The following is a 23495-nucleotide window of genomic DNA, read 5'->3' as shown; positions in this document are numbered from 1 at the left end:
TATTATATCATACTCAAAATTCCGAAAATTCTAGTAGTTTGACTAGCATAATGAAAAGTATTATATTGTAAAAGGTCATATGAAACGTGAAATAGAATGGAATGCAATTATTGAGTTAGGAGTTAGACCAATGAGTTTGAAATATGGAAGAGATACAATTGTAGAAATTGACTTAAATGCTGTAAAACATAATGTAAAAGAATTTAAAAAACATGTAAATGATGAAGAAATTAAGATGATGGCTGCTGTAAAAGCGAATGGGTATGGCCATGGGGCAGTTGAAGTTGCCAAAGCTGCAATTGAAGCGGGAATACATCAACTTGCAGTTGCATTTGTAGATGAAGCAATAGAATTAAGAGAAGCAGGAATTACTGTACCAATTTTAATTTTAGGATACACACCAGTAGCGGCTGTAGAAGATGTAATTCAATATGACGTTATGATGACTGTTTATAGAGTAGAAGATTTACATGGTATAAATGAAATTGCAAACCGTCTTCAAAAGAAAGTACAAATTCAAGTGAAAATTGATACAGGAATGAGTCGTATCGGTTTACAAGAAGAAGAAGTTAAACCATTTTTAGAAGAATTAAACCGTATGGAGTATGTAGAGGTAGTAGGGATGTTTACGCATTACTCTACGGCAGATGAAATCGATAAATCATATACGAATATGCAAACAAGTTTATTTGAAAAAGCTGTTAATACAGCGAAAGAATTAGGAATTCAAATACCATATATTCATAGTTCAAATAGTGCGGGATCAATGGAATTAAGTAACACATTTCAAAATATGGTACGCGTTGGAATAGGAGTGTACGGTATGTATCCATCAAAAGAAGTGGATCATTCAGTCGTTTCTTTACAGCCTGCGTTGTCGTTAAAATCAAAAGTAGCTCATATTAAACATGCGAAGAAGAATCGTGGTGTAAGTTATGGGAATACGTATGTAACAACTGGTGAAGAATGGATTGCGACTGTACCAATTGGTTATGCTGATGGTTATAATCGTCAATTATCTAATAAAGGCTATGCGTTAATTAATGGGGTTCGAGTACCTGTTATTGGCCGTGTTTGTATGGATCAGTTAATGTTGGATGTTTCAAAAGCGATGCCAGTACAAGTAGGAGACGAAGTAGTATTCTACGGTAAACAAGGTGAAGAAAATATCGCAGTAGAAGAAATAGCGGATATGTTAGGTACAATAAACTATGAAGTTACATGTATGCTAGATAGAAGAATTCCGCGTGTCTATAAAGAAAATGACGAAACAACTGCAGTTGTAAATATATTAAGAAAAAACTGAATCATTTCGATTCAGTTTTTTTATTTTTTTATTCATATCAAATGCGAATATACCCTCGTTATGTAATACGGAGTAAACTTTGTGAAACACACTTTTTAGTTCAACTAAATTAAACTATCACCGGCAGAGATGACCAGTCCCGCAACAAAGATCTAATATACGAGAGTAGGGAAGAGCATCTTGTAAAACGAGGCTGGATGGGAGTATTCAACAAAATGTCCCCAATGTTTATTATAGATGTCTGCTAAAATATCATAATTAGAATAAATTGTTTTTTTAACATATGTATTCACCTAAAAATTAATTAAATTATAATAGTCATGCCTCGTGTTAATTTCAAAACCACATTGTGTATATAGTTTTAAAGCGTGGATATTTTTCGTTTCGACGTCTAATTCAATTGTTGAAACTCCTTCTGTAATAAGGGTATGTACTATATTACAAAGAATATCTTTTCCGTATCCTTTACCTTGATAAGAAGGATGAACGGCGAATCCTGATAGTGTAGTAGATTGCTCTTGTTTAGAAACTGTAATTGTTCCTATCACTTTTTCAGCAATAAGGGCACTGTAAACTTGATGGGAAGATGAATTCATCATTTTTTGTAACCATGTAGTCGTATTTTCTACTGAATCACCAAAAGCTTTACTAGAAATTTTAATAAGATCAAGAAGTGATTCTGAAGGTGCAAGAGTAAGCTGTATATTATTATCTGTTGTTTTTTGAATTTCGTTTGTTTTGCACTCCATACTATATTCACTATATAAATATGGTAACTTCATATGTTTTACAAATTCATTCCCAGAAATAGAATCCCCATTAATAATAAGAAGAGCTTCATCTGTCTCCCTATTTTGTATTTCTTTCATTGCAGTTTGTAAAAGGATAGTTCCGAAGCGTTGTTTTCTAAAATGAGGATGTACAAAGCCTATTAGTTCAAGCTTTGTTGGTCTTTCGAAATCATACATATTTAAAGCGCCAATTAATTGAGTACCGTTATAAAGAAGAAAATCGTTTATATAATCTTCATTTCGATTTTTTAAAAAGTTGATATGTAAATCTGAAGAGTAATCAAGATTGTCTTGTTGCCCACAAATATAAGCCAAATCCTTCATTTGCTGTATTTCACTTTCTGTTACAGAACGCTTTTTCTGAATATCCATTGTATATTCCCTCTCATTCGTATTTAAAAATAGGATGGGTGACTTAACCATTTTTTTAATTCCACATTACCTTGCACAGATAACAGTCGGTATAAATAACGATAAGGCTGTCTATATTCTTCTAAGTGAGGAATAGACATAATTCGTAACCACTTTTAAAGGCATGTGCTTATTTTTCTGTAAATTCTATAAATTCATTATATAACAGATGATGTGTTATGAGGATAAAGATAAAAAGATTGAAAGCATACTTACATTTATAGTGAAAATTCATTAAAAATATTATATTTCTCTATTTTTGTATGAATTGTCTAAAAATAATGGTGGTAATACTTGAATGTAAGACTCGTATCTTTAAATCTATGAAGAGTAAAAGTAAAATTAAGCATTCATTTATAAGATTGTGAATCACAATAATGTAGACTATAGAAAATATTTCTCAATAATAAAATGAAGAGAAAAGCATGAAGAAGTAGAATGCATTCATTTATAATAGACTTAAATTAATTAATATAATTAATTGTTAATTTTATTATATTAATTGGATAGGAGAGAATGTTATGGCAAATGTACTCGTAATAAATTTTCCTGGGGAAGGTCATATTAATCCGACTTTAGCTGTTGTAAGTGAGTTAATTCAGCGAGGGGAAACAGTTGTTTCTTATTGTATTGAAGATTATAGAAAGAAGGTTGAAGCAACAGGTGCGGAATTCCGAGTGTTTGAGAATTTTCTCTCTCAAATTAATATTATGGAACGAGTAAATGAAGGTGGGAGCCCTTTGACGATGCTATCTCATATGATTGAAGCATCAGAGCGTATTGTTACTCAAATTGTAGAAGAAACAAAAGAGGAAAAATATGATTATTTAATATATGATAATCATTTTCCAGTAGGACGTATTATAGCGAATATTTTACAATTACCAAGCGTTTCATCCTGTACAACGTTTGCTGTTAATCAGTACATTAATTTTCATGATGAGCAAGAAGCGAGACAAGTAGATGAAATGGATCCATTATATCAATCTTGTTTAGCGGGAATGGAAAGATGGAATAAGCAGTATGGAATGAAATGTAATAGTATGTATGATATTATGAACCATCCTGGTGATATTACGATTGTATATACTTCAAAAGAATATCAGCCACGTTCAGAGGTATTTGATGAATCGTATAAATTTGTAGGTCCATCAATTGCTACTCGAAAAGAAGTGGGGAGTTTTCCTACCGAAGATTTAAAAAATGAAAAAGTGATTTTCATTTCTATGGGAACAGTTTTTAATGAACAACCTGCTTTGTATGAAAAATGTTTTGAAGCGTTTAAAGATGTTGATGCGACAGTCGTATTAGTCGTTGGTAAGAAGATAAATATAAGTCAATTTGAAAATATCCCGAAAAACTTTAAGTTGTATAATTATGTCCCGCAATTAGAAGTTTTACAGCATGCTGATGTATTCGTGACACATGGTGGTATGAATAGTTCGAGTGAAGCGTTATATTACGGTGTTCCATTAGTTGTAATTCCGGTAACAGGAGATCAGCCATTCGTTGCAAAACGATTGACTGAAGTAGGGGCAGGAATAAGACTTAATCGCAACGAGTTAACTTCTGAATTGTTACGTGAGACTGTAAAGAAAGTAATGGATGATGTGACGTTTAAGGAGAATAGTCGTAAAGTGGGAGAGTCGCTTAGAAATGCCGGTGGATATCAAAGGGCAGTTGAGGAAATATTCAAATTAAAAATGAAGCCGTACGTAAAGATTAAATAGATGTTAAAAACACACTTACTTTTAATTTGTAAGTGTGTTTTTAGTATTACGCGTTACATGTGTTACATAAAAATAGCGATAAAGGAGAAACTTTTGTGTATATAAATCGATACCTTTGAATTAGTAGTAAAATTACGTTAAAATAATACTAAGAAAATATATAAGTTTTGGGGGTAATGAATGAAGAAAGTATTTGAATACGTATTATTAACAATTGGCTCAATTATAGTAGCAGGTTCATTAGAGCTTATTTTAGCACCTAATGGATTAGTAGATGGCGGGGTAACGGCTATTGCTATTATGGCAAATAAAGTCGCAGGATTGCCGCTTTATGGTGTGTTCTTAGGAATTAATATCCCAATTTTATTATTTACTGCAAAAGTAATGGGAAAGAAATTTTTTATCCGTACATCTTATGCGAATGTAGTTACAACACTCGGATTAATTTATTTAAAACCATTTCCAGCAATTACGACTTCTGAGTTATTAATTGTACTTTATGGTGGAGTACTGTTTGGAATTGGTGTTGGGATTGTTGTTAAAATGGGTGGAGCAATTGACGGTTCGGAAATGTTAGCAGTTTGGATGAATAAACACTTTAATGTACCGATTAGTACATTTTTACTTGCAGTAAATGCAGTTATTTTCATCTTTGTTGCCATTTTATTTTCAATCGAACAAGCGATGTTCTCATTAGCAATTTTCTATATTGTTACGAAGATGATTGATTTTATATTAGATGGTATTAATCAAGGTAAGAGCGTTATGATTATTTCTGGTAAGAATAAAGAAATAGGCGATTTACTTATGAAAGAATTGCAACTATCTGTTACGTATCTACATGGAGAAGGTGGTTTTTTAGGGGAGCATAAGAGAATCATTTATTGCATTACAAACCGATTCATTTATCCGAAAATGAAAGATCTCGTTCTCTCTGTAGATCCAGCCGCTATAATCGAAGCTTCCTATTCAACAGAAACGACTGGTGTGAAACGTCCGGGAAGGAAAGCTAGGTCAGGTGAATAACTAGAAGAAGGCTGTCCAAAAAGTTATTTTGGAACAGCCTTCTTTTTTATTTTGTTGAATTGTTAACATGTTACAAGTTAAATCCACTGTTAAAAAGTTTCCTTGCAACTAGGAAACCAAGCGTCTTTTAATAATCTAGCCAACGTTTCAATTTTATTTTCTGGAATACTACCAAAGCCGAGTAATACGTATGATTCCTTACGTAAATCATTCACGAAATCATATGGAGAAAGTGGGTATAATTTAACGCTTTGTTTTTTAGCGGATTCAATCAGTTCATTTTCATTCATACTGTTATGGACACATAAAACAATATGAAGTCCGGACTGTTCGCCAAGAATTTGAACATTAGCCCCCATTTCTTTCATAATGGATTTTACTAACGCATGATGTTTTCTTTTATATAGTGTACGACTCCGATTAAGGTGACGTTCCCAATTCCCGCTTTGTATAAAGTTAGCAAAAGCAAGTTGTTGTATTGTAGCGACTGTTTGTTTGAAAATTCCATGCAGTTCTTGATATGTTTTTAAAAGGTGTGGTGGTAAAACAACATATCCCATTCGTAAAGAAGGTAAAAAAGATTTTGAGAAAGTTCCCATATAAATAACGCGTTCATTTGAATCAAGACTTTGTAAAGAAGGAATCGGCTTACCAGCGTAGCGAAACTCTCCGTCATAGTCATCTTCAATAATGTATCCGCTGCAACCATTAGCCCACTTTAACAATTCTAATCTTCTAGATAAAGGCATAATAATCCCGAGTGGAAATTGGTGTGATGGTGTAACGTATGCGACATTGGAATTTGTATTGTATAAACTAGAAATATCAATACCTTTTTCATCCAATGGTATGGGATGAATTTGTCTATCACAGCTTTTAATGATTGCGTGTATACGGTGAAATCCAGGGTTTTCAATGCCGTATTCTTTTGTAGGGCCAAGCAGTTGAAGTAGTAGCCAGAGAAGTGGCTGCGTTCCGGCGCCAATCACAATTTGATCAGGTGAAGAATGGACACCGCGAGAATGATATAAATATGTTGATATATGTTCTCGAAGAGCGAATTCACCTTGAGGGTCTTCTTTGGCAAATAGTGCATTTTCGTATGTAAGTATGGATTCTTGTAATGCTCGTTTCCAATTTGTAATCGGAAATGCATTTTGATCAATAAGTCCTTGGCTACAATCATATTCAAATTTTTCGTCTATCAAATTGCTCGTCTTCTTTGCTGCATTTGGCTTTTTATTTGGGATAACGTCAATATCGAAATTTGCTACAAAAATACCACGTTTCGGTTTACTTTCTACATAACCTTCAGCTAATAATTGTTGATAAGCTGATTCAACAGTAATGCGGCTAATATTAAGTTGTGATGCTAAATTTCTGTGTGAGGGTAGACGTGTGCCGACAGAAATAGTCCCTTGTATAATTTCAGCTTTTATATATTCGTAAATTTGCAAGTAAATAGGTGTGTTACTTTGTAATTGCAATGGGATAGTAAAATCCATATAAAACTCTCCTTTAAAACTGGCCTTATAAAAAACACTTAAACTGTCACTTAAGTGAAGGGCAGTTACTTTCTATAATAATGATATAACATTTAGAAAATTAAATAAATAGTTAGAGGAGAGTTAAAAATGAATGTTAAAGAAGTAGTAACAGAAGAGCAATTACATGAAGTATTACCTGTTTTACAGCAATTACGAATGAAACTTTCAAAAGAGGAAACAAGCTCTTTATTTCGAAATATGAAAGAAGAAAATTATAAACTATTTTCGCTGCGTAATGAGAATGATGAAGTTGTTAGCCTTGCAGGTGTAGCGATTTGTACGAACTTTTATAATAAGAAACACGTTTTCGTATATGACCTTGTAACAGCAGAAGCACATCGTTCAAAAGGACATGGGAAAGTATTACTTTCGTATATAGAGAACTGGGGAAAGGAAAACGGATGTGAGTCTATCGTCCTCACGTCAGCATTTTCAAGAATTGATGCTCATCGTTTTTATGAAAGAGAAGGGTATGATAAGGTGAGTTATTCTTTTTATAAAGAATTATAAAAAATAAGAAGAAGCTGTCCTGCAAAAGTTGGGAACAGCTTCTTCTTATTTTTTAAGTTATTATTGAACCGTAAATAGGTTGTAAGTTATGGTATATGTACTTGAAAAGGTTATATAGTGTATTTTGTCGAATTGTTTTAATTTAATAAAGAGGATGATTGGAGCGCTTATACTTGAAAAAAATAAAGAAACTATCAATCCCTAATGATGCTAGAGTTATTGTCATATCTGATATTCATGGAGAATTAAATCTTTTAAAAGAAGCACTACATAAAGTTAACTTTAAAGATGAAGATTATTTAATTATTAATGGAGATCTTTGCGAGAAAGGACGAGATAGCGTAGGCGTAGTAAACTACGTTATGAATCTTGTAAAGAACAATTCAAAGGTTCACGTTGTTGAAGGGAATTGTGAAGTTTTAGTTGATGCTCTTCTAAATGAAAATCCTGGTCTTATTAATTATTTATGTACGAGGAAGCATTCAATTTTTAATGAATGGCTAGAGCAATTGGTTTTTTCAGTTCATGAGGGCACTTCAATTCGTGAAGTGAAAGAAGCATTGTTAAGTGAATTTTCACAAGAACTATATTGGCTAACAGAGTTGCCAACAGCGATTGAAACAGAAGATTATATTTTTGTGCATGCCGGTCTAGAAGATAGAGTAGATTGGAAAGAAACTGAGCGCAAAAATGCGATAGCAATGCCGGAGTTTTTCAATCAATCACATAAAGCAAATAAGTATGTAATAGTCGGTCATTGGCCTGTCGTGAACTATTCTGAAGAAGCACCGTCTAATAATCCAGTTATTGATAAGGAGAAAGAAATTATTGCAATTGATGGAGGAAATGCAATTAAAGAAGCAGGGCAATTAAACGTATTTATTATTCAGAGGAAACAAACGGGCGATACGTTTTCTTATACATATGTAGACTATTTTCCAGAGTACGAAGTAATAGCGGATTTTAATGCGAATTCAGAAATGCAGGGCGGAGTGACATATCCGTATTATTACATAGAGCCTATCGAGAAGATGCAAGATTACACCGTATGTAAACAAAAGGAAACGAATAATGTGCTCACTGTAAAAAATGAATATATGAAACAACTTAAGTCAGGTGAATATACAGTGAAAACCGATATTTCTTGTGCGCAAATAAGCGTTAGGAAGGGAGATATCGTTTCTCTCATTGATGATAGCTGTTCAGGATATGATTTAATTAAAAAAGATGGCGTAGAGGGTTGGATAGAGAAAGGGATTTTAGTTGAGATAGAAAAAGTGAAAAATAAAACATTAAGCTGAAATAGGAGGGATATAACCTCCTATTTTTTTAAAGGAGTAGATTGCTTGCTGTCTTTAATAAGTAAATAAATCGTACTTGGCAGAATGATAAGCGTCATTCCTAAAAGAATTGCTAGTATAGCATAACCTCTATAGGGAGCAGAAACGATAAAAGGAAGTATCGCTAAAAAAATACCTGCTATCATCATTGAAATACTACTAATATTTGAAGCTCTTTTTTCAAGGTGCTTATCATTCCATTCTAATGAAACGGTTGATTTAGTCGTATCAATTTTGGAACTGAAATAACCTATTAATATAAATAAAAGCCCTAATGCTAAAAATATGAAATGATCAAGAGGAAGTGAAAAGCCAAGAGCGATGAGGGCGATGACAATATCGACAAAAAATAAGAATAGTAACATTGTGTTGCCGATCCAATGGAGAAATTTCTGGTTACTCGCTGCTTTAGATAAAGCTAAAAATACAAAGAATAAGAAGGAACATATAATTATATTTACGATTACAAAAGTGGTTTTATCCATTGTTGATGTAGGCGTTCCATTAAAGTCCCATTTCGTAACAATACTTAATGGTAAGAAGAAATAGAGAATAATATTTGTCGTAACAATAGTAAGAAATAAAGCAATACTAAATCGTTTATTCATTGAATCACCAGCTTTCTACATGAATAATTCGTACCTTATAACAAAATTATACAATATAATAAATGATATTTGTTTTGATTTTTCAGAAAAAATATTATAATTATATATGAAATAAAGAGGAGTGTAGGAGGAAATTATGAATAGCGTAATAGTAAAAGGGGATAAAGTAACAATTCGTACAATTGAAGAATCAGATATAAAAACATTATGGAATCTCGTGTTTAAAGAAGAAAATCCAGAATGGAAAAAATGGGATGCACCGTATTTTCCGTTTTCAATGCAAGAATACTCATCCTATAAGGAAAAGATGCAAACTCGTTTAAAAGAAGAACCGCTATCCAATTTAATTATAGAAAATAACGGTCAAATCATTGGGACAGTTGGGTTTTATTGGGAATACAAACCGACGCGTTGGTTAGAGATGGGGCTTGTGATTTATGACCCAACATACTGGAATGGTGGATACGGTACAGAAACATTGACATTATATAGAGATTTGCTATTTGAAAAAATGGAGATTGGTAGAGTAGGAATCACGACTTGGTCTGGTAATGAACGAATGATGAAAGTAGCGGAGAAAATAGGAATGAGCTTAGAAGGTAGAATGCGAAAGTGTCGTTATTATAACGGAACATACTATGATTCTATTCGAATGGGCATGATTCGTGAAGAATGGGAAGCGCTATGTGTAACGAAGGGGTGAGAAAGATTGTACGCTATTATTGCTACATTTGATCGTGTGTTTACTAATAAAATTACAGAACTGCAAAATGAATTAACAAATGTAATTGGAACAAATCAACTAGCTGGAGTAGAACCTCATATAACGATTGCGGATTATAATGAGTTAGATGTTCATTTGTATACTGAGAAACTAGGGGAGTTTGTAGCTATTCAAGAAAATATGGACGCAGTAACTTTTCTTTCTGTTGGAATTTTTCCTACTAATGGAACGGTCTTTCTAGCGCCGACCGTTACCGATGAATTGTTAAAACTTCATTATTCTTATCATGATTATTTTAAAACTTTTCATGACAACCCCAATTCATATTACGTACCGGGAAAATGGGTTCCGCATTGTACAATTGCAAATAGATTACATACAAAGCAGTTTTTAAGTGTAATGGAATATATTTATGGAAAGTTTGATTTTGCAACAGCTTCAATTGAGAAATTAAAATTAATTAAGGTGAATTATGAAAATGGTTTTGCCGTTTCTTCTAGTATATTAGCAGAATATAATTTAAAGAGAATGGAGACATCGAGATGACATATATAATTAGAGAAATGAAGCAAGAAGACATTCATGCTGTACAATCAGTAGCAAAAATAGCTTGGCATGATACATATGAAGGCATTATTCCAAGAGAAATTCAAGACAGTTTTTTAGACGAGGCATATTCTGATGAAAAAATGAAATATCGTCTTAAAAATACGCATTTATTCGTTGCGGAAGAAGAAGGAGAAGTAATAGGGTTTGCGAACTTTTCACCTGTTAGACTACAAAATGAAGCGGAATTAGGTGCGATTTATTTGTTACCAGATCAGCAAGGAAAAGGGATTGGAAGTGCTTTATTACAAAGAGGGATTAAGGAATTAAATGGGATACGTAAATTGTACATACATGTAGAAGCAGCAAATGAAAAAGGAAAACGCTTTTATGAAGCGAAAGGTTTTGCTGAATTAGAGCAATTTGAAGAAGACTTTGAAGGACATATGATGCAGACAGTAAGGATGGTTTTATATGTATAAGGAGGACTAGCAATGAAAATTTTTGATTTTAGTGAAAAAGTAGGAAAGCACCTATCAGTATTTCAATCTAATTTCATCATGTCGAAAATAGTAAACCATAGAGGGAATATACATATCGGTGCTATGCATTTACACGAGAATGGAATCATCGGTAATCATGAAGCAGTTGTATCTCAACTGCTTCTTATTGTGGACGGAGCAGGATATGTATGTGGGGCAAATAAAAAAAAGATAAAGGTAGAGGCGGGACAAGCTGTGTTTTGGGAGAAGGGAGAGCTTCATGAAACAAGTACAGAACAAGGATTAACGGCAATTGTTATGGAAGCGGAGAATCTTGAACAAGCGATAGTAATGCCTATTATTCAAGGGGAGTTGTGAAAAATGATAATTAAGGCGAATCAAGAAGATACCAATGAAATATTAAAATATACGGCTCAATCGCTTTTTGAAGGGACGAGAGGAAATTGTCAATTAAGTACAGAGAAAGCGATTGAAATTACAAAGCCGATTGTAGAAAAAGGAGCGTATTATTTAATCATTAAAGAAGCAAATAAAGTAATGGGATGGATATTAATAGGGGAAAATACAGACTATTTTTCTCGTGAAAAACTTGGATTTATATATGAATTGTACGTTTTCCCAGAATATCGCGGGAGAGGATTATCGCGTGAACTGATGGAAGCTGGTATTAAGGAATTAAAGGAGGAATATTCAGAAATTAGGTTGAATGTATTTACTGGGAATTTTGCAAAAAAGATGTACGAAGAGTTTGGGTTTGTTGAAAGGCAGGTAATTATGACTTTGAAGTGAGTAGAATAGTCTGAATGAGAGAAGAGAAAATAATGATTTAGTGGCTACTTTATCGCTGGAATTTAAAGCGAATAAGTATAAAATAGATGGTTTGCCTTTATTTTATAGTAGATTTATAGAGTGTGCTTAAAAAACAAATAAATTAGTATTATACAATATATCGTTATTATAGCAAAAGAGAAATTTTGGAAAAATATCATTTTTTTGTTTAGAAATTTTTAAATTATTGATATAATCAATTTGTAGAATTGATTATTGGTTAATTTTACTATTTTTTAATTTTAAGGGGGATTTAATAATGGCAGGACAAATTCGTATGTCACCAGAGGAGCTTAAATCGAAAGCGACTCGATATGGACAAGGTGCAAATCAAATTGAGGACATTTTACGTCAACTACAAAACTTACAAAATGAATTAAGAGGAGAATGGGAAGGTCGTGCTTTCGAAGGTTTTGACCAACAGTTCAATCAATTAAAGCCAAAAGTACAAAACTTCGCACAGCTATTACAAGAAATTAATATGCAGCTTAATAAAACTGCAGAAGCTGTTGCTAGACATGACGAAGATCTTTCTCGTAATTTCGGTCTACAATAAGACAGATAAACAGAAATATATAATTTAGCCATGCAACCATACGTTGTATGGCTAAATTACTTTAAAACTAGAGTAAGATACGAAGTCTTTCATTAGATAGACTCGCAGTCGCAGGAGTGATAAGTAGTGAAAAAGTTCAAATGGAGCATCTTGTTGTTTATTATTTTAGCTCTTGTACTATCAACAGGGGTCTCCTATTTAGCATTAAATCAAAATGTTAAGAAAGCTAATGAGAATACTACACCAAAAATGACAGTTGCGTTGGTAAATGAAGATCAGGGCACTGTATTTGAGGGCAATAAAATAGCGTTTGGAGATCAATTTGTTAAAAATGTAAATAAAAATACGAAACAAGAATGGTACGTAGTTAGCCGCGGGGTAGCGGAAAATGGATTGAAAAATAATAATTACAATATGATGATTGTTATTCCAAATGATTTTTCTAGGAAGGCAGTTGCGATTGATTCAGAGATTCCAGAGAAATTAACGTTAAACTACAAAGTAAATGCAACTGGGAATAAGGATTTGAAAGCTGAGGCAGAAAATACAGCTTCTGTTATTTTAGAAGATTTCAATAAGCAAATAATCGACGTTTATTTTGCGAGTATTATCGGTAAGCTACAAGGTGCACAAGATAATATAGGTAAAATAATTGAAAAAGGAAACGTTCAAACAACTATGTATAAAAAAGATATACATAGTCCGTTAGCAAATTACACAAATCAATTTAAAACAGTACAAGATTATACAGGTGTTTCTGTTAATAGTTTCAAAGGATTTCAGGATGTTTTAAAAGGTTTCGGTCAAGCGTTAGATGAAGGGAATAAATCTAACAGTACGTACTTAGATGGTTTTAATAACTTTCAAAAAATGCAAACTGATAACAATTTGTTAGCGAATAATTTCACAAATCAATTCAATCAATATATGAATGATATGAATACAGGCGATGCTTTAAAGCAATTAAGTGCATTGGAATCCGCTAATAAAATTATTTCAAATCAATTTACGTTTTCAGAGAAAGAACCGAATATTTTAACTGATGCTGCAGCGATTCAAAAATATTTAGCAGATGTAAAAAAACAAGTATCTGAATATGATACAGAACTTGCAGGAAAGTTAGAAAGTGATATTCAAGAGACGGTAATTAAGAAGTTAAAGCAATCTATGTCGAATGATGGAAAGCAAGAAATCTTCATAAATACATTAATGAAACAACCAGATGCTCGAATAAAGAAACAAATCGAGAATTTAATTGCGAAATTACCTAGTTTAAACATGGAAGAAATCGGTCAAAGTGATTTGCCAGATACAACGAAATTACAACTGCAAAATGTAATTCAATTTACAAAAAAATATAATAAAGAAAATAATTTTTATTATGATCCTGTAAATAAAATATCTTTAGGAAACGCTATTAAAGAAGTAAAGGATAGACTTTATACAGAGGGAATTACATTTAGTGATACTGCGAAAGTAATTAAAATGGAATCTCCGCAAATTTTGAAGATAAAGATTCCAGAAGAATTTAAACTAGATGGAAGTACAGGATTCTTACATATTGATGGTGAGGATCGTACAAGTGATTTTCTTCAAAGCGAAGCAGGAGAAATTACAATAGCTCCTCGTAATGAAGGGGATATAAAGATTGATCTGCATGTGAAGTTAAAAGATCCAAACATCAATATAGATGTTTTCTCTCCTGTAATGTGGCAGTGGGAATTGAGTGGGACTCATAAAAAAGAAACTAGTCCTGAAAAAGAAAAACCTAACAAAGAAGATAAAGGAACACAAACGGAAAATAGCAAGGTGGAAAATGTGGTTCATAAATCACAGTATGGCATAATGCCGTTAGTACACAATGCTAAAACGCCTATTATCAAAAAAATGGAAAACACAACAGGCAATAATGAAGGAAGCCAAGGAGGCGGAACAGGGAAAGATAACGGAACTGGAGGAAACCCAGGAGGCGGAACGGGAACAGATAACGGAACTGGAGGAAACCCAGGAGGCGGAACAGGGAAAGATAACGAAACTGGAGGAAACCCAGGAGGCGGAACGGGAACAGACAACGGAACCGGAGGAAACCCAGGAGGCGGAACGGGGAAAGATAACGGAACCGGAGGAAACCCAGGAGGCGGAACGGGAACAGACAACGGAACCGGAGGAAACCCAGGAGGCGGAACGGGGAAAGATAACGGTAAAGTTACTGAAAGTACAACGAATCAAGTAGTACATCAAAAAGCAGAAGTATTAACAAAAAATATATCTAGTGTATTAATAAAAGAAGCAGTAGATACAGTCGAAAGTTATCAAGGTTTAATGAGCCTTTACGAAATGTATTATGGGATTGATTTAAGAACGAAAGATGTAGGTCCTAAGTTAGAAGAGGGAAGTTTAGATGCAATTGCGACGGATCAATCTTTGTACTACGTATTAAATAAACAAAGTTTAATTGATTTAATTTCAAATCTTGTTTCATCAAGTATTACTACAGAAATAAAGCAAGATATGTCAGGTTTAAAACAAAAAATAAACTCTTATCAACAATCTATTACTAGTGCGGATCAAAATTCTATGCTACTAGCGGAGAAATTAAATGGAACGACGCAACAAGCAACTAGTATGAATGAAAATTTAGGAGAGTATGTAAAAGGTTTAGCGAAATGGCGTGAGAATAGCTTAAAGCTAGTTGAAGAGCAGCAAGTATTAACAACAAATCATGCTGGTGAGCAAACAGCTATTTTATCGTTAGATTCTGGTATTAAATCATTAATGATGCAAAGTCAGTCATTGGTCGAAAGTTCGAAGCATAGTTTAGCAACTTCAGACGATGTATATAAAACATTTGATCAAATTAATGGACAAGCAAAAGAAATTCAAGACAGCGGAACGACAATTGTTTCAAAAGCTGATCTATTATTAAATGACTTTACGAAGAAAATGGAAGATGATAAATCATTCTCCAAAAACTTTACGAAAATTTTAGCGAATAGCCGTATTGGAGATCGTCAAAATGAGATGCTATATGACTTTTTAGCTAGTCCAGTTCAAAAGCAAAATGATGGAGTAATTGCAGCAGGTAATGCTTTTACACCGTACTTAATTGTATTAACTTGTTTCATTGTTGCATTATTTACAGCATACGCAATTGCGAATCAAGAAAAGAAACGAATGCAATCAGATCATTTTGAAGAGAAATTCTCATTAATTGATATGAATGTACCAACTACAGTAGTAGCTTTCGGTATATCAATTGTGGAAGGGATTAGTATAGGTATCATTTCTGGGCGTCTTTTAAAGTTCGGTCAGGATCAAAGTTTACTATGGATTGCGTTCATCACATTTATTATGATGGCGTTTGTATTGGTCTCAACCTACTTATTACGACAAATAAAAATGGTAGGAATGTTTATACTATTAGTATTTTTAAGCATGTACCTATTTTTAACTGAGGCAGTTGGAAGTAAAGTAGATCAAATGTCGTCTGTCGGAAAGATACGTCAATTCTCACCGCTTCAGTATATAGAAAGTTTTCTAAATGATTTTATTAGTGGTAAAGATACTGGGAAAGTTATTTTTGTCGTATTGTTTGTAATTGCCATTATTGGATTGGTTAGTAATCTATTTGTATGGCATAAGAAATGGGAGGAAAAAGAAGTAAATGATCAAACAATGGAGCATAGTGGCTAAGTTATCATTTCTCTCTATCCTTTTACTGTTTGTCGCGCTACCGATAAGGAGCGCGGCTGACAGTTATCTTGGTGATGATGGGAAGATTAAGTTTAAAGTGGATCGACTTGAAGAAAGCGACCAAGAAAAAAATAAAAAGGAACATAAGGAAACAGAATTAGATAAAGCATCGATTGAGTTATTTAACAAAGATATAGAGGAAGAAATTGAGAAAAAGAAAAAGAAAGAACAAAAAGATATGGAAGCTTTGCGAGATTCTCTTTTTACAAAACCAAAAGAGAATAATAGTGTTAAAGATACGAAAAATAGTTTATTTAGCAGTGAATACATTGTCAGAAAAAGTGCAGATGAAGTAGCGAGTAATGAAACAATGAATGAAGAGCCAATTAGTATAACAATAATATTATTATTTGGCGGCGGCATTCTACTTATTTGCATCGGTATTTATACGGTTCTTCGTAAAAGTTGGAGGTAAAGTGATGGCAATACAAACACATATCAATGTGACAGTAGATTTTAGTAAATGGAATGGAAATACATATGATTTGCGTATTCCGAATCATCAATCTATTAAATATTTATTAAAAAACTTATTAGATACGCTAAAGATTGATAATCATGAAGGTTCACATTTTGTAATTAAAGTGAAAAATAAGTCAATTGTTTTAACAGATAATGATCGTTTAATTGATCACCAAATAACAGATGGAGATATTTTGCAAGTTTTATAAAGAATATTTTTTACTTTTAGTTATTTGAAAATAAGTTATTACGGGTTATAAAGAAAAGGAGAAGAGGATAAACATGACGGAAAAAATAATTCAAATTGATGCAATGAACTATCAATTTCAAATAGAAAAAGAAAATTGGAAATTGGAGATGACCAAATCTCAAACACGTATAAAAGACTTCCGTCAATTCGATATAATTACGGGCGAATCATCTGAATTTGTACTATTAACAATAGAAGAAACGGATGATATGTTTACGTTTCTATATCAAGTAGATAAAAAATTATATAAGTGGGACGATCTTAGCCGTTTTGGAAGAAATGAGAAATTAAGACTACTTCGGAATGTTGCGCAGTTTCGTAAATATTTAAATAAACGAATCACGTTCTTTTTACATCCAGACAATATAGTTTTTAATGCTAATTTAATACCAAGTATTATACATAGAGGAATTCGAGATATTGTTCCGCCAACCCCATTATTAGAAGAGCAATTTTTAACACAATATAAGTGTCTAATTATTGCTTTATTCTCCCAAAAACATAACTTTGATGATTTGTATGCTGGGTTACTAAAAGATGCAAAAGAAACAACATTTGAACAGACCGTTGCTCAAATGGAAAGCTTAGATGCATTACTGCAGTTTCTTGATGACAGCTTTGAGAAGGAACAAACAAAAACAGAAAAAAATATGCAGTTAGTACCTAAAAAAAGCTATAAATCATTTAAATACTTAGCTTTTTCCTTCATAGCGGCGACAGTTATTTTAGCTGCTCCTTTAATATATTTCACTTTTATAAAATTTCCTTATCAAAATAAATTGTTAGAAGCAAATGCAAGTTTCATAGCAACTGATTATGACAAAGTCATTACGCAATTGAATGAAGAGGAGTTTGAATCATTACCGATTGCATCTAAATATGAGTTAGCATTTGCATACATTACAGCTGAAAAACTAGGTGAAGCTCAAAAGAAATCGATTATGAAAAACATTAGTTTGAAAAGTGATGAAAAGTATTTGCTGTATTGGATGTATAACGGAAAAGGTAATTTTGATAAATCATTAGATTTAGCTAAGACACTTGATGATCCTCAGCTTATTATGTACGGCCTTGTTAAACAAATTGAATCACTGAAAAATAATCCGGATTTATCAGGGGAAGAACGTGATCAAAAGTTAAAAACATATGAGCAACAATTAGATGAATATAAAAAGAAATATGGCAATTCATCAAACGATAAAAATTTGTCGGACACAGAGAAAAAAGAGTAAGCACTTGATGAGACAGTTGAAAAGGAGCAGTGAACACGGATGGAGCAACTATTAGTATTGACTTATGGAGACAAAATATATAAGTGCACATTACATCCAAATGAGCAATCAATAGTGTCGATTGGAAAAGAGTGGACAAATGATATTACGAATCCAAGTTTAGAACAAGAAGTAGAGTTAAAGTGGAATAATGAAGTAAATGCTTGGATGGTACAGGATCAATTAATAGAATTCAATAAGGAAATTGAGATTGGGAAAACAAGAGATGTGAGCTTGAAAATCTTTATATCTATTGTTGGCACAACTAAAGTGTTTGATATTGGAACGAAACATTCTCTTACAGTGAGTCAAAACGATTACGATGATATTTCTATTACCGGGACTAGTGTAGATTTAATGCTATCTCGCGAAACGTTGTACGATTCTTTTAAAGTGAACGTGTATGGCGGGGATGTATTTCATAATTATACGAAGTTAAAAGATAGCGTTATGTTGGAATCAGGAGACGTATTATATTTTGATGGTATTTTATTGGAGATTGGTAGTGAAGACATTCAAGTACTTTCTTCAGAAGATAAAGTGAAATCTGCGTTACCTATTTTAGTAGAATCAGAAACGAATTATCAAAGTGGTTATCCAGACTATCATCGTTCACCACGTATTATTTACCGTGAACCAGAAGAGAAAATGACAATTGCAAAGCCTTCAAGTATGCCATCAAAACCAACGGAGCATTTAGCAAGAATCATTGCACCTTCACTTGTCATGATTGTCGTAACTGTATTACTTGCTATTTTCATGAAATATGGAATGTTTATTATCGCATCGATTGCGATGACATTAGTAACAATCATTGTTTCTGTCACATCGTATATTAAAAATTTGAAGCAATATAAAGTCGACATTGTTGAACGAGATAAAAGCTATAGAGAGTATATAAAACAAAAAACGAAAGATTTACATGCAGAAAGTGAAAAACAGCGTCACGCATTACATTATCACAATCCAAATGTAGAAGTAATACGTAATATGGCAGTTCAAGTAAATCCTAGAATTTATGAAAAAACAATGTTACATCATGATTTCTTAACATTTAGCGTTGGAACAGGACAAGCTAATACGAGTTTTGAAATTCAATTTAATGAAGAAGAATTTAGTCAAACGAAAGATGAATTAATCGATATAGCACGTGAACTAAGACAGCGTTATCTATCATTGGAAGATGTACCAGTTGTAACAGATTTAATGAATGGACCAGTCGGTTATATTGGCCAACGCTCTTTAGTGTTAGAGCAATTACAATTATTAGTTGCACAAACGGCTTTATTCCATAGTTATTATGACTTGCAGTTTATTACTATTTTTCCGGAAGAAGAAAAAGAAAAATGGGATTGGATGCGCTGGTTACCTCATGGAAGTGTTCGCGATATAAATGTACGTGGATTTGTATACCATGATCGTAGCCGTGATCAAGTGTTAAATAGTTTGTATCAAATATTGAAAGAACGAAAATTAAAACTAGATGAAAAAAGTTCTACTAATGAAAAAATGTACTTTGCACCGCACTATGTCGTTCTCATTACAGATGAAAAACTAATATTAGACCATGTTGTTATGGAATTCTTTAATGATGATCCGAGTCAATTAGGTGTATCACTTGTATTTGTACAAGATGTTATGCAAAGTTTACCGGAGCATGTGAAAACGGTAATAGATATAAGAGATGCAAAACAAGGGAACATCATCTTAGAGCAAGGAGAGCTTGTTAACCGTCAATTTAAACTAAATCACGTACCGAAAGGGTTCAATTTAGAAGATATTTCACGGGCATTAGCACCATTAAATCATTTGCAAAACTTAAAAAATAGTATTCCAGAAAGCGTAACATTTTTAGAAATGTACGGCGTTGAAAAAGTAAAAGAACTGAATATCACAAGTCGTTGGGAGAAAAATGCAGCGCATAAATCTTTAGCTGTACCACTTGGATTACGTGGTAAAGAAGATATCGTAAACTTAAACTTACACGAAAAAGCACACGGACCACACGGATTAATAGCAGGTACAACCGGTTCAGGTAAATCGGAAATTATACAATCGTATATTTTATCTCTAGCAGTCAATTTCCACCCGTACGAAGTAGCCTTTTTACTAATTGACTATAAAGGCGGCGGAATGGCGAATTTATTCAAAAACTTACCGCATTTATTAGGAACAATTACGAACTTAGATGGAGCACAAAGTATGAGAGCGCTCGCATCAATTAAAGCTGAATTGCAAAAAAGACAACGCTTATTTGGGGAAAATGATGTAAACCATATTAATCAGTATCAAAAACTGTATAAAGAAGGCTTAGTAAGTGAACCGATGCCGCATCTATTTTTAATTAGTGATGAATTCGCGGAACTGAAGTCAGAACAACCAGAATTTATGAAAGAGTTAGTTTCAACAGCGCGTATCGGTCGTTCGCTCGGAATCCATTTAATATTAGCTACGCAAAAACCGAGTGGTGTTGTAGATGATCAAATTTGGAGTAACTCGAAATTCAAACTAGCATTAAAAGTGCAAAATACATCAGATAGTAATGAAATTTTAAAAACACCAGATGCTGCTGAAATTACATTACCAGGACGTGCTTACTTACAAGTTGGGAATAATGAAATTTATGAACTATTCCAATCAGCTTGGAGCGGAGCAGACTATGTAGAAAACAAAGAGGATAAAGAACATTTAGACGCAACAATCTATGCAATAAATGATCTAGGACAATATGAAATATTAAGTGAAGACTTAAGTGGACTTGGTAGCAGTAAAGAAGTAATAAGCGTACCATCTGAACTGGATGCTGTTATTGACTACATTCACGATTACGCAGAAATAAATGAAATTGAAGCGTTAGCTAGACCGTGGTTACCACCACTTCCAGAAAGCGTATATTTACAAGACTTACACGCTATTCAGTTCAAAGAAGCATGGACGAAAGAAAAGAAACCATTACAAGCAACAGTTGGTCTACTAGATCAGCCTGAATTACAATCACAAACACCATTAACATTAGATATTAGTAAAGACGGACACGTAGCGGTCTTCTCAAGTCCAGGCTACGGAAAATCAACATTCTTACAATCAGTCATTATGGATGTAGCTCGCCAGCATAGTCCGGAGCATTTGCATGTGTATTTAGTGGACCTTGGAACAAATGGTCTTCTACCTTTAAAAGGATTACCTCATGTAGCGGATACGATTACGATTGATGAATCTGAAAAATGTTTAAAGTTTGTTGAAAGATTAACTCAAGAAATGAAAAATCGTAAACGATTATTAAGTGAATATGACGTTGCAAATATTGAAATGTATGAAAAGGCAAGTGGGAAAGAAATACCACATATTATTATTGCGATCGACAATTATGATGCAGTAAAAGAAGCGAAGTTCTATGAAAGCTTTGAAATGCTAATTATGCAAATTGTCCGAGATGGTGCAAGTTTAGGAATTCATACCTTAATTAGTGCAGGGCGACAAAATGCACTTAGAATTCAATTGTACAATAATATTAAAATTCAAACTTGTCTATATATGATTGATCAAAGTGAAGTAGCTAGTATTGTAGGGAGATCTGATATAAAAGTGGAAGAAACAGCAGGAAGAGCGTTAATAAAACTAGAATCTCCTACATTATTCCAGGTTGCATTACCTACGAAAGCAGAAGATGAATTACAGCAAATTCAATTATTACAACAAGAAGCAAATGATATGGACCGAGAATGGGATGGAGAACGTCCGAAGGCAATTCCAATGATGCCAGAAATTATTGATATTGCTACTTATCGTAAAAATAAAGAGGTTACAAAAGCCCTACAAGCAGCAAGAATTCCAATGGGGCTTGATTTTGCAAACGTAGAAGTTGTAGCTCATGATATTGCAGGGAATGATCATTTAATGATTTATAGTGTAGATGATAGTATGAGAAAACAAATTGTATCTAGCATCCTATCTCAATTGAATAAAGATTATTTTGAAAGTGTGACGTTAGTGGATACAGCAGAGTATAGTTTCGTTCAATATAAAGATAATGTGACGCACTACATTGTAGACGAAAATGAAATCAATATGCATGCGAAGTATTGGATGGAAGTAATTCGCGAACGAGCTCTTGAATTAGCGCAAGCAAGACAAGAAGGTAGAGAAATTCCTGCATTCACAAAACAACTCATTATCATGACAAATGTTGAAGAGTTTAGTAAATTTGTTTATTTAGAAATGGAGGATGCAGCAACTTTAATTGATCTATCTCGTACAGTAGGCATTTACTTTGTATTAGCAGGTCACCACGACTACATGGACCGAAATCGTGAAGCTCTACCTATGAAAATGAGAAGTAAGCTAACAGCAGCAATTATCGCAATGCCATTAAATGATCAAAGTATCTTCAACATAAAATATATAAGCAACGAAGCGCCATTAGGTAAAGATGAAGTGTATTACTATCAAAAAGGGAACATAATGAAACTAAAAATGCCTAGAGTAACTAACGAGGTGACAGTATGAAATTAAAGAAGAAAGCTAAGGTGATGATAGTCGTGTCAATAGTGGCAAGTTTATTAAGTGGATGTGGTTTTGGGGAGACAAAGATAGAGTATGAGAGATTAGTAAAGGCATTGGATGAAGGGGACATGAAGACTGTTATGTCTGCAAGTGATGATGGGTATGCTTATGTGAAAGAAGAGGTTAGGGATAGCACTTTTATTGAGGATAATAATAAGCAAATAGGAGTAGTTTATCAAACAACGCAAGGTATTTATAGTATTAAAGATAATATTCTTTTTGGTGAGGCACAAAAGAAAGTCAATACTCCAGTTGAGGATGAAAAACATAGTGACAACCCACAATATAAAGAAGAAGTTGTATTCAAGTCAGATATAAGATACGAAAATGGACAGCTAGAAGCTTCAAATCGAGGGAAAGATATGTCTAATATAAAATTAATGCTTAATAGAGTGCAAGGAATAAAAGAATTGAAACCAAATGTGAATAAAAAAAGCTTCAGCCAACCAGCTACGATAAGCTATAATTTATCAGAAATTCAATTTAAAGAGATATTTAATGGGAATTTAGGATTAGAGTATGAGAAGTTTAGTTATGCAACACTACTAATTGAATTTAATTCTGCTAAGGATACAAAGGAAAATCCGATGGAAATAACAGAGATAACAATTTCGATAGGCTATAAACAAAGAAATGAAGAAAATAATATGATTAGGCATGATCAAGAAATAACAACATATTTACATAATAAAGAAGAAAATAATCGGAAATCAAAAAAAGATTACTTACAATATGAAAAGAAATTTAAAGAAAGCCATTAATATATAAGG

Annotated in this window: 19 protein-coding genes and 4 pseudogenes; 18 read left to right on the top strand and 5 right to left on the bottom strand. The window is 33.0% G+C overall.

Annotated elements, in window-relative coordinates:
* Positions 1-130 precede the first annotated feature (130 nt).
* On the top strand, positions 131-1306 hold the full coding sequence (gene alr, locus QCI79_RS02525) for an alanine racemase (protein WP_021727885.1): 1176 nt from the start codon (positions 131-133) through the stop codon (positions 1304-1306).
* A 30-nt stretch (positions 1307-1336) separates the two neighbouring features.
* Here alr and QCI79_RS02520 read toward each other — a convergent pair.
* The 3 genes and pseudogenes from QCI79_RS02520 to QCI79_RS02510 form a co-directional block, all read right to left on the bottom strand.
* Positions 1337-1599, bottom strand: a pseudogene (locus QCI79_RS02520) (class I SAM-dependent methyltransferase); the annotation flags it as partial.
* Complete coding sequence (locus QCI79_RS02515; protein ID WP_000354418.1) at positions 1600-2469, bottom strand: GNAT family N-acetyltransferase; 870 nt, start codon at positions 2467-2469, stop codon at positions 1600-1602.
* A gap of 23 nt (positions 2470-2492) precedes the next feature.
* Positions 2493-2638 (bottom strand): annotated as a pseudogene (locus QCI79_RS02510) (nitrate reductase); the annotation flags it as partial.
* A gap of 391 nt (positions 2639-3029) precedes the next feature.
* Here QCI79_RS02510 and QCI79_RS02505 point away from each other — a divergent pair.
* A complete protein-coding gene (locus QCI79_RS02505) occupies positions 3030-4238 on the top strand; it encodes a macrolide family glycosyltransferase (protein ID WP_000024486.1) in 1209 nt (402 codons plus the stop codon).
* 180 nt (positions 4239-4418) lie between these two features.
* Positions 4419-5264: a YitT family protein gene (locus tag QCI79_RS02500; protein WP_000755125.1), complete on the top strand. Its 846-nt coding sequence runs from the start codon at positions 4419-4421 to the stop codon at positions 5262-5264.
* A gap of 89 nt (positions 5265-5353) precedes the next feature.
* Here the strand turns inward: QCI79_RS02500 and pdxR are convergent, their stop codons facing one another.
* Entirely contained in the window at positions 5354-6769 is a 1416-nt protein-coding gene (gene pdxR / locus QCI79_RS02495; protein ID WP_000348034.1) for a MocR-like pyridoxine biosynthesis transcription factor PdxR, read from the bottom strand.
* 129 nt (positions 6770-6898) lie between these two features.
* Here pdxR and QCI79_RS02490 point away from each other — a divergent pair, with 129 nt between their 5' ends.
* Positions 6899-7321: a GNAT family N-acetyltransferase gene (locus tag QCI79_RS02490; protein WP_001101112.1), complete on the top strand. Its 423-nt coding sequence runs from the start codon at positions 6899-6901 to the stop codon at positions 7319-7321.
* Positions 7322-7494: 173 nt separating this feature from the next.
* Complete coding sequence (locus tag QCI79_RS02485) at positions 7495-8622, top strand: metallophosphoesterase (protein ID WP_002100929.1); 1128 nt, start codon at positions 7495-7497, stop codon at positions 8620-8622.
* Positions 8623-8642: 20 nt separating this feature from the next.
* Here the strand turns inward: QCI79_RS02485 and QCI79_RS02480 are convergent, their stop codons facing one another.
* Positions 8643-9269, bottom strand: coding sequence for a DUF1648 domain-containing protein (locus QCI79_RS02480; RefSeq protein ID WP_001042101.1), 627 nt, complete (start codon positions 9267-9269; stop codon positions 8643-8645).
* Between the two features lie 136 nt (positions 9270-9405).
* Between QCI79_RS02480 and QCI79_RS02475 the strand changes: the two genes are divergently transcribed.
* The 13 genes and pseudogenes from QCI79_RS02475 to QCI79_RS02420 all read left to right on the top strand — a co-directional run bounded on the left by QCI79_RS02475 (position 9406) and on the right by QCI79_RS02420 (position 23486).
* Positions 9406-9972 (top strand): GNAT family N-acetyltransferase, encoded by a 567-nt coding sequence (locus tag QCI79_RS02475; RefSeq protein WP_001089593.1) that lies wholly within the window; start codon positions 9406-9408, stop codon positions 9970-9972.
* A gap of 6 nt (positions 9973-9978) precedes the next feature.
* Complete coding sequence (locus QCI79_RS02470) at positions 9979-10539, top strand: 2'-5' RNA ligase family protein (RefSeq protein WP_000270885.1); 561 nt, start codon at positions 9979-9981, stop codon at positions 10537-10539.
* Positions 10536-11021: a GNAT family N-acetyltransferase gene (locus QCI79_RS02465; RefSeq protein WP_000221051.1), complete on the top strand. Its 486-nt coding sequence runs from the start codon at positions 10536-10538 to the stop codon at positions 11019-11021. The genes QCI79_RS02470 and QCI79_RS02465 overlap by 4 nt, the downstream gene beginning before the upstream one ends.
* Before the next feature lie 12 nt (positions 11022-11033).
* Positions 11034-11399 (top strand): hypothetical protein, encoded by a 366-nt coding sequence (locus QCI79_RS02460; protein WP_000688081.1) that lies wholly within the window; start codon positions 11034-11036, stop codon positions 11397-11399.
* 3 nt (positions 11400-11402) lie between these two features.
* Positions 11403-11831, top strand: coding sequence for a GNAT family N-acetyltransferase (locus QCI79_RS02455; RefSeq protein WP_000584247.1), 429 nt, complete (start codon positions 11403-11405; stop codon positions 11829-11831).
* Positions 11832-12129: 298 nt separating this feature from the next.
* Entirely contained in the window at positions 12130-12426 is a 297-nt protein-coding gene (locus QCI79_RS02450; RefSeq protein WP_000918601.1) for a WXG100 family type VII secretion target, read from the top strand.
* A 126-nt stretch (positions 12427-12552) separates the two neighbouring features.
* A complete protein-coding gene (gene esaA / locus QCI79_RS02445; RefSeq protein ID WP_042991541.1) occupies positions 12553-16119 on the top strand; it encodes a type VII secretion protein EsaA in 3567 nt (1188 codons plus the stop codon).
* Positions 16091-16594 carry a type VII secretion protein EssA gene (gene essA, locus QCI79_RS02440; RefSeq protein WP_000595655.1) on the top strand — a complete coding sequence of 168 codons (504 nt, stop codon included), beginning with the start codon at positions 16091-16093 and terminating at the stop codon, positions 16592-16594. Before esaA ends, essA begins: the two co-directional genes overlap by 29 nt.
* Positions 16595-16598: 4 nt before the next feature.
* Entirely contained in the window at positions 16599-16850 is a 252-nt protein-coding gene (locus QCI79_RS02435) for an EsaB/YukD family protein (RefSeq protein ID WP_001007571.1), read from the top strand.
* A gap of 73 nt (positions 16851-16923) precedes the next feature.
* Positions 16924-18123: a type VII secretion protein EssB gene (essB, locus tag QCI79_RS02430; protein WP_000136608.1), complete on the top strand. Its 1200-nt coding sequence runs from the start codon at positions 16924-16926 to the stop codon at positions 18121-18123.
* Between the two features lie 39 nt (positions 18124-18162).
* Positions 18163-18444, top strand: a pseudogene (locus tag QCI79_RS34940) (FtsK/SpoIIIE N-terminal domain-containing protein); the annotation flags it as partial.
* A pseudogene (gene essC, locus QCI79_RS02425) lies at positions 18439-22668 on the top strand (type VII secretion protein EssC); the annotation flags it as partial. The pseudogenes QCI79_RS34940 and essC, both read left to right, overlap by 6 nt.
* Entirely contained in the window at positions 22665-23486 is an 822-nt protein-coding gene (locus QCI79_RS02420) for a DUF3952 domain-containing protein (protein ID WP_000768474.1), read from the top strand. The pseudogene essC and the gene QCI79_RS02420, both read left to right, overlap by 4 nt.
* Positions 23487-23495: the final 9 nt, after the last annotated feature.

Origin of the sequence: Bacillus cereus group sp. MG1, assembly GCF_040460035.1 — a bacterium.
Taxonomy (GTDB): domain Bacteria; phylum Bacillota; class Bacilli; order Bacillales; family Bacillaceae_G; genus Bacillus_A; species Bacillus_A cereus.
Note: the sequence above shows the minus strand (reverse complement) of the source record. Positions and strands in the feature narration are given on the sequence as shown.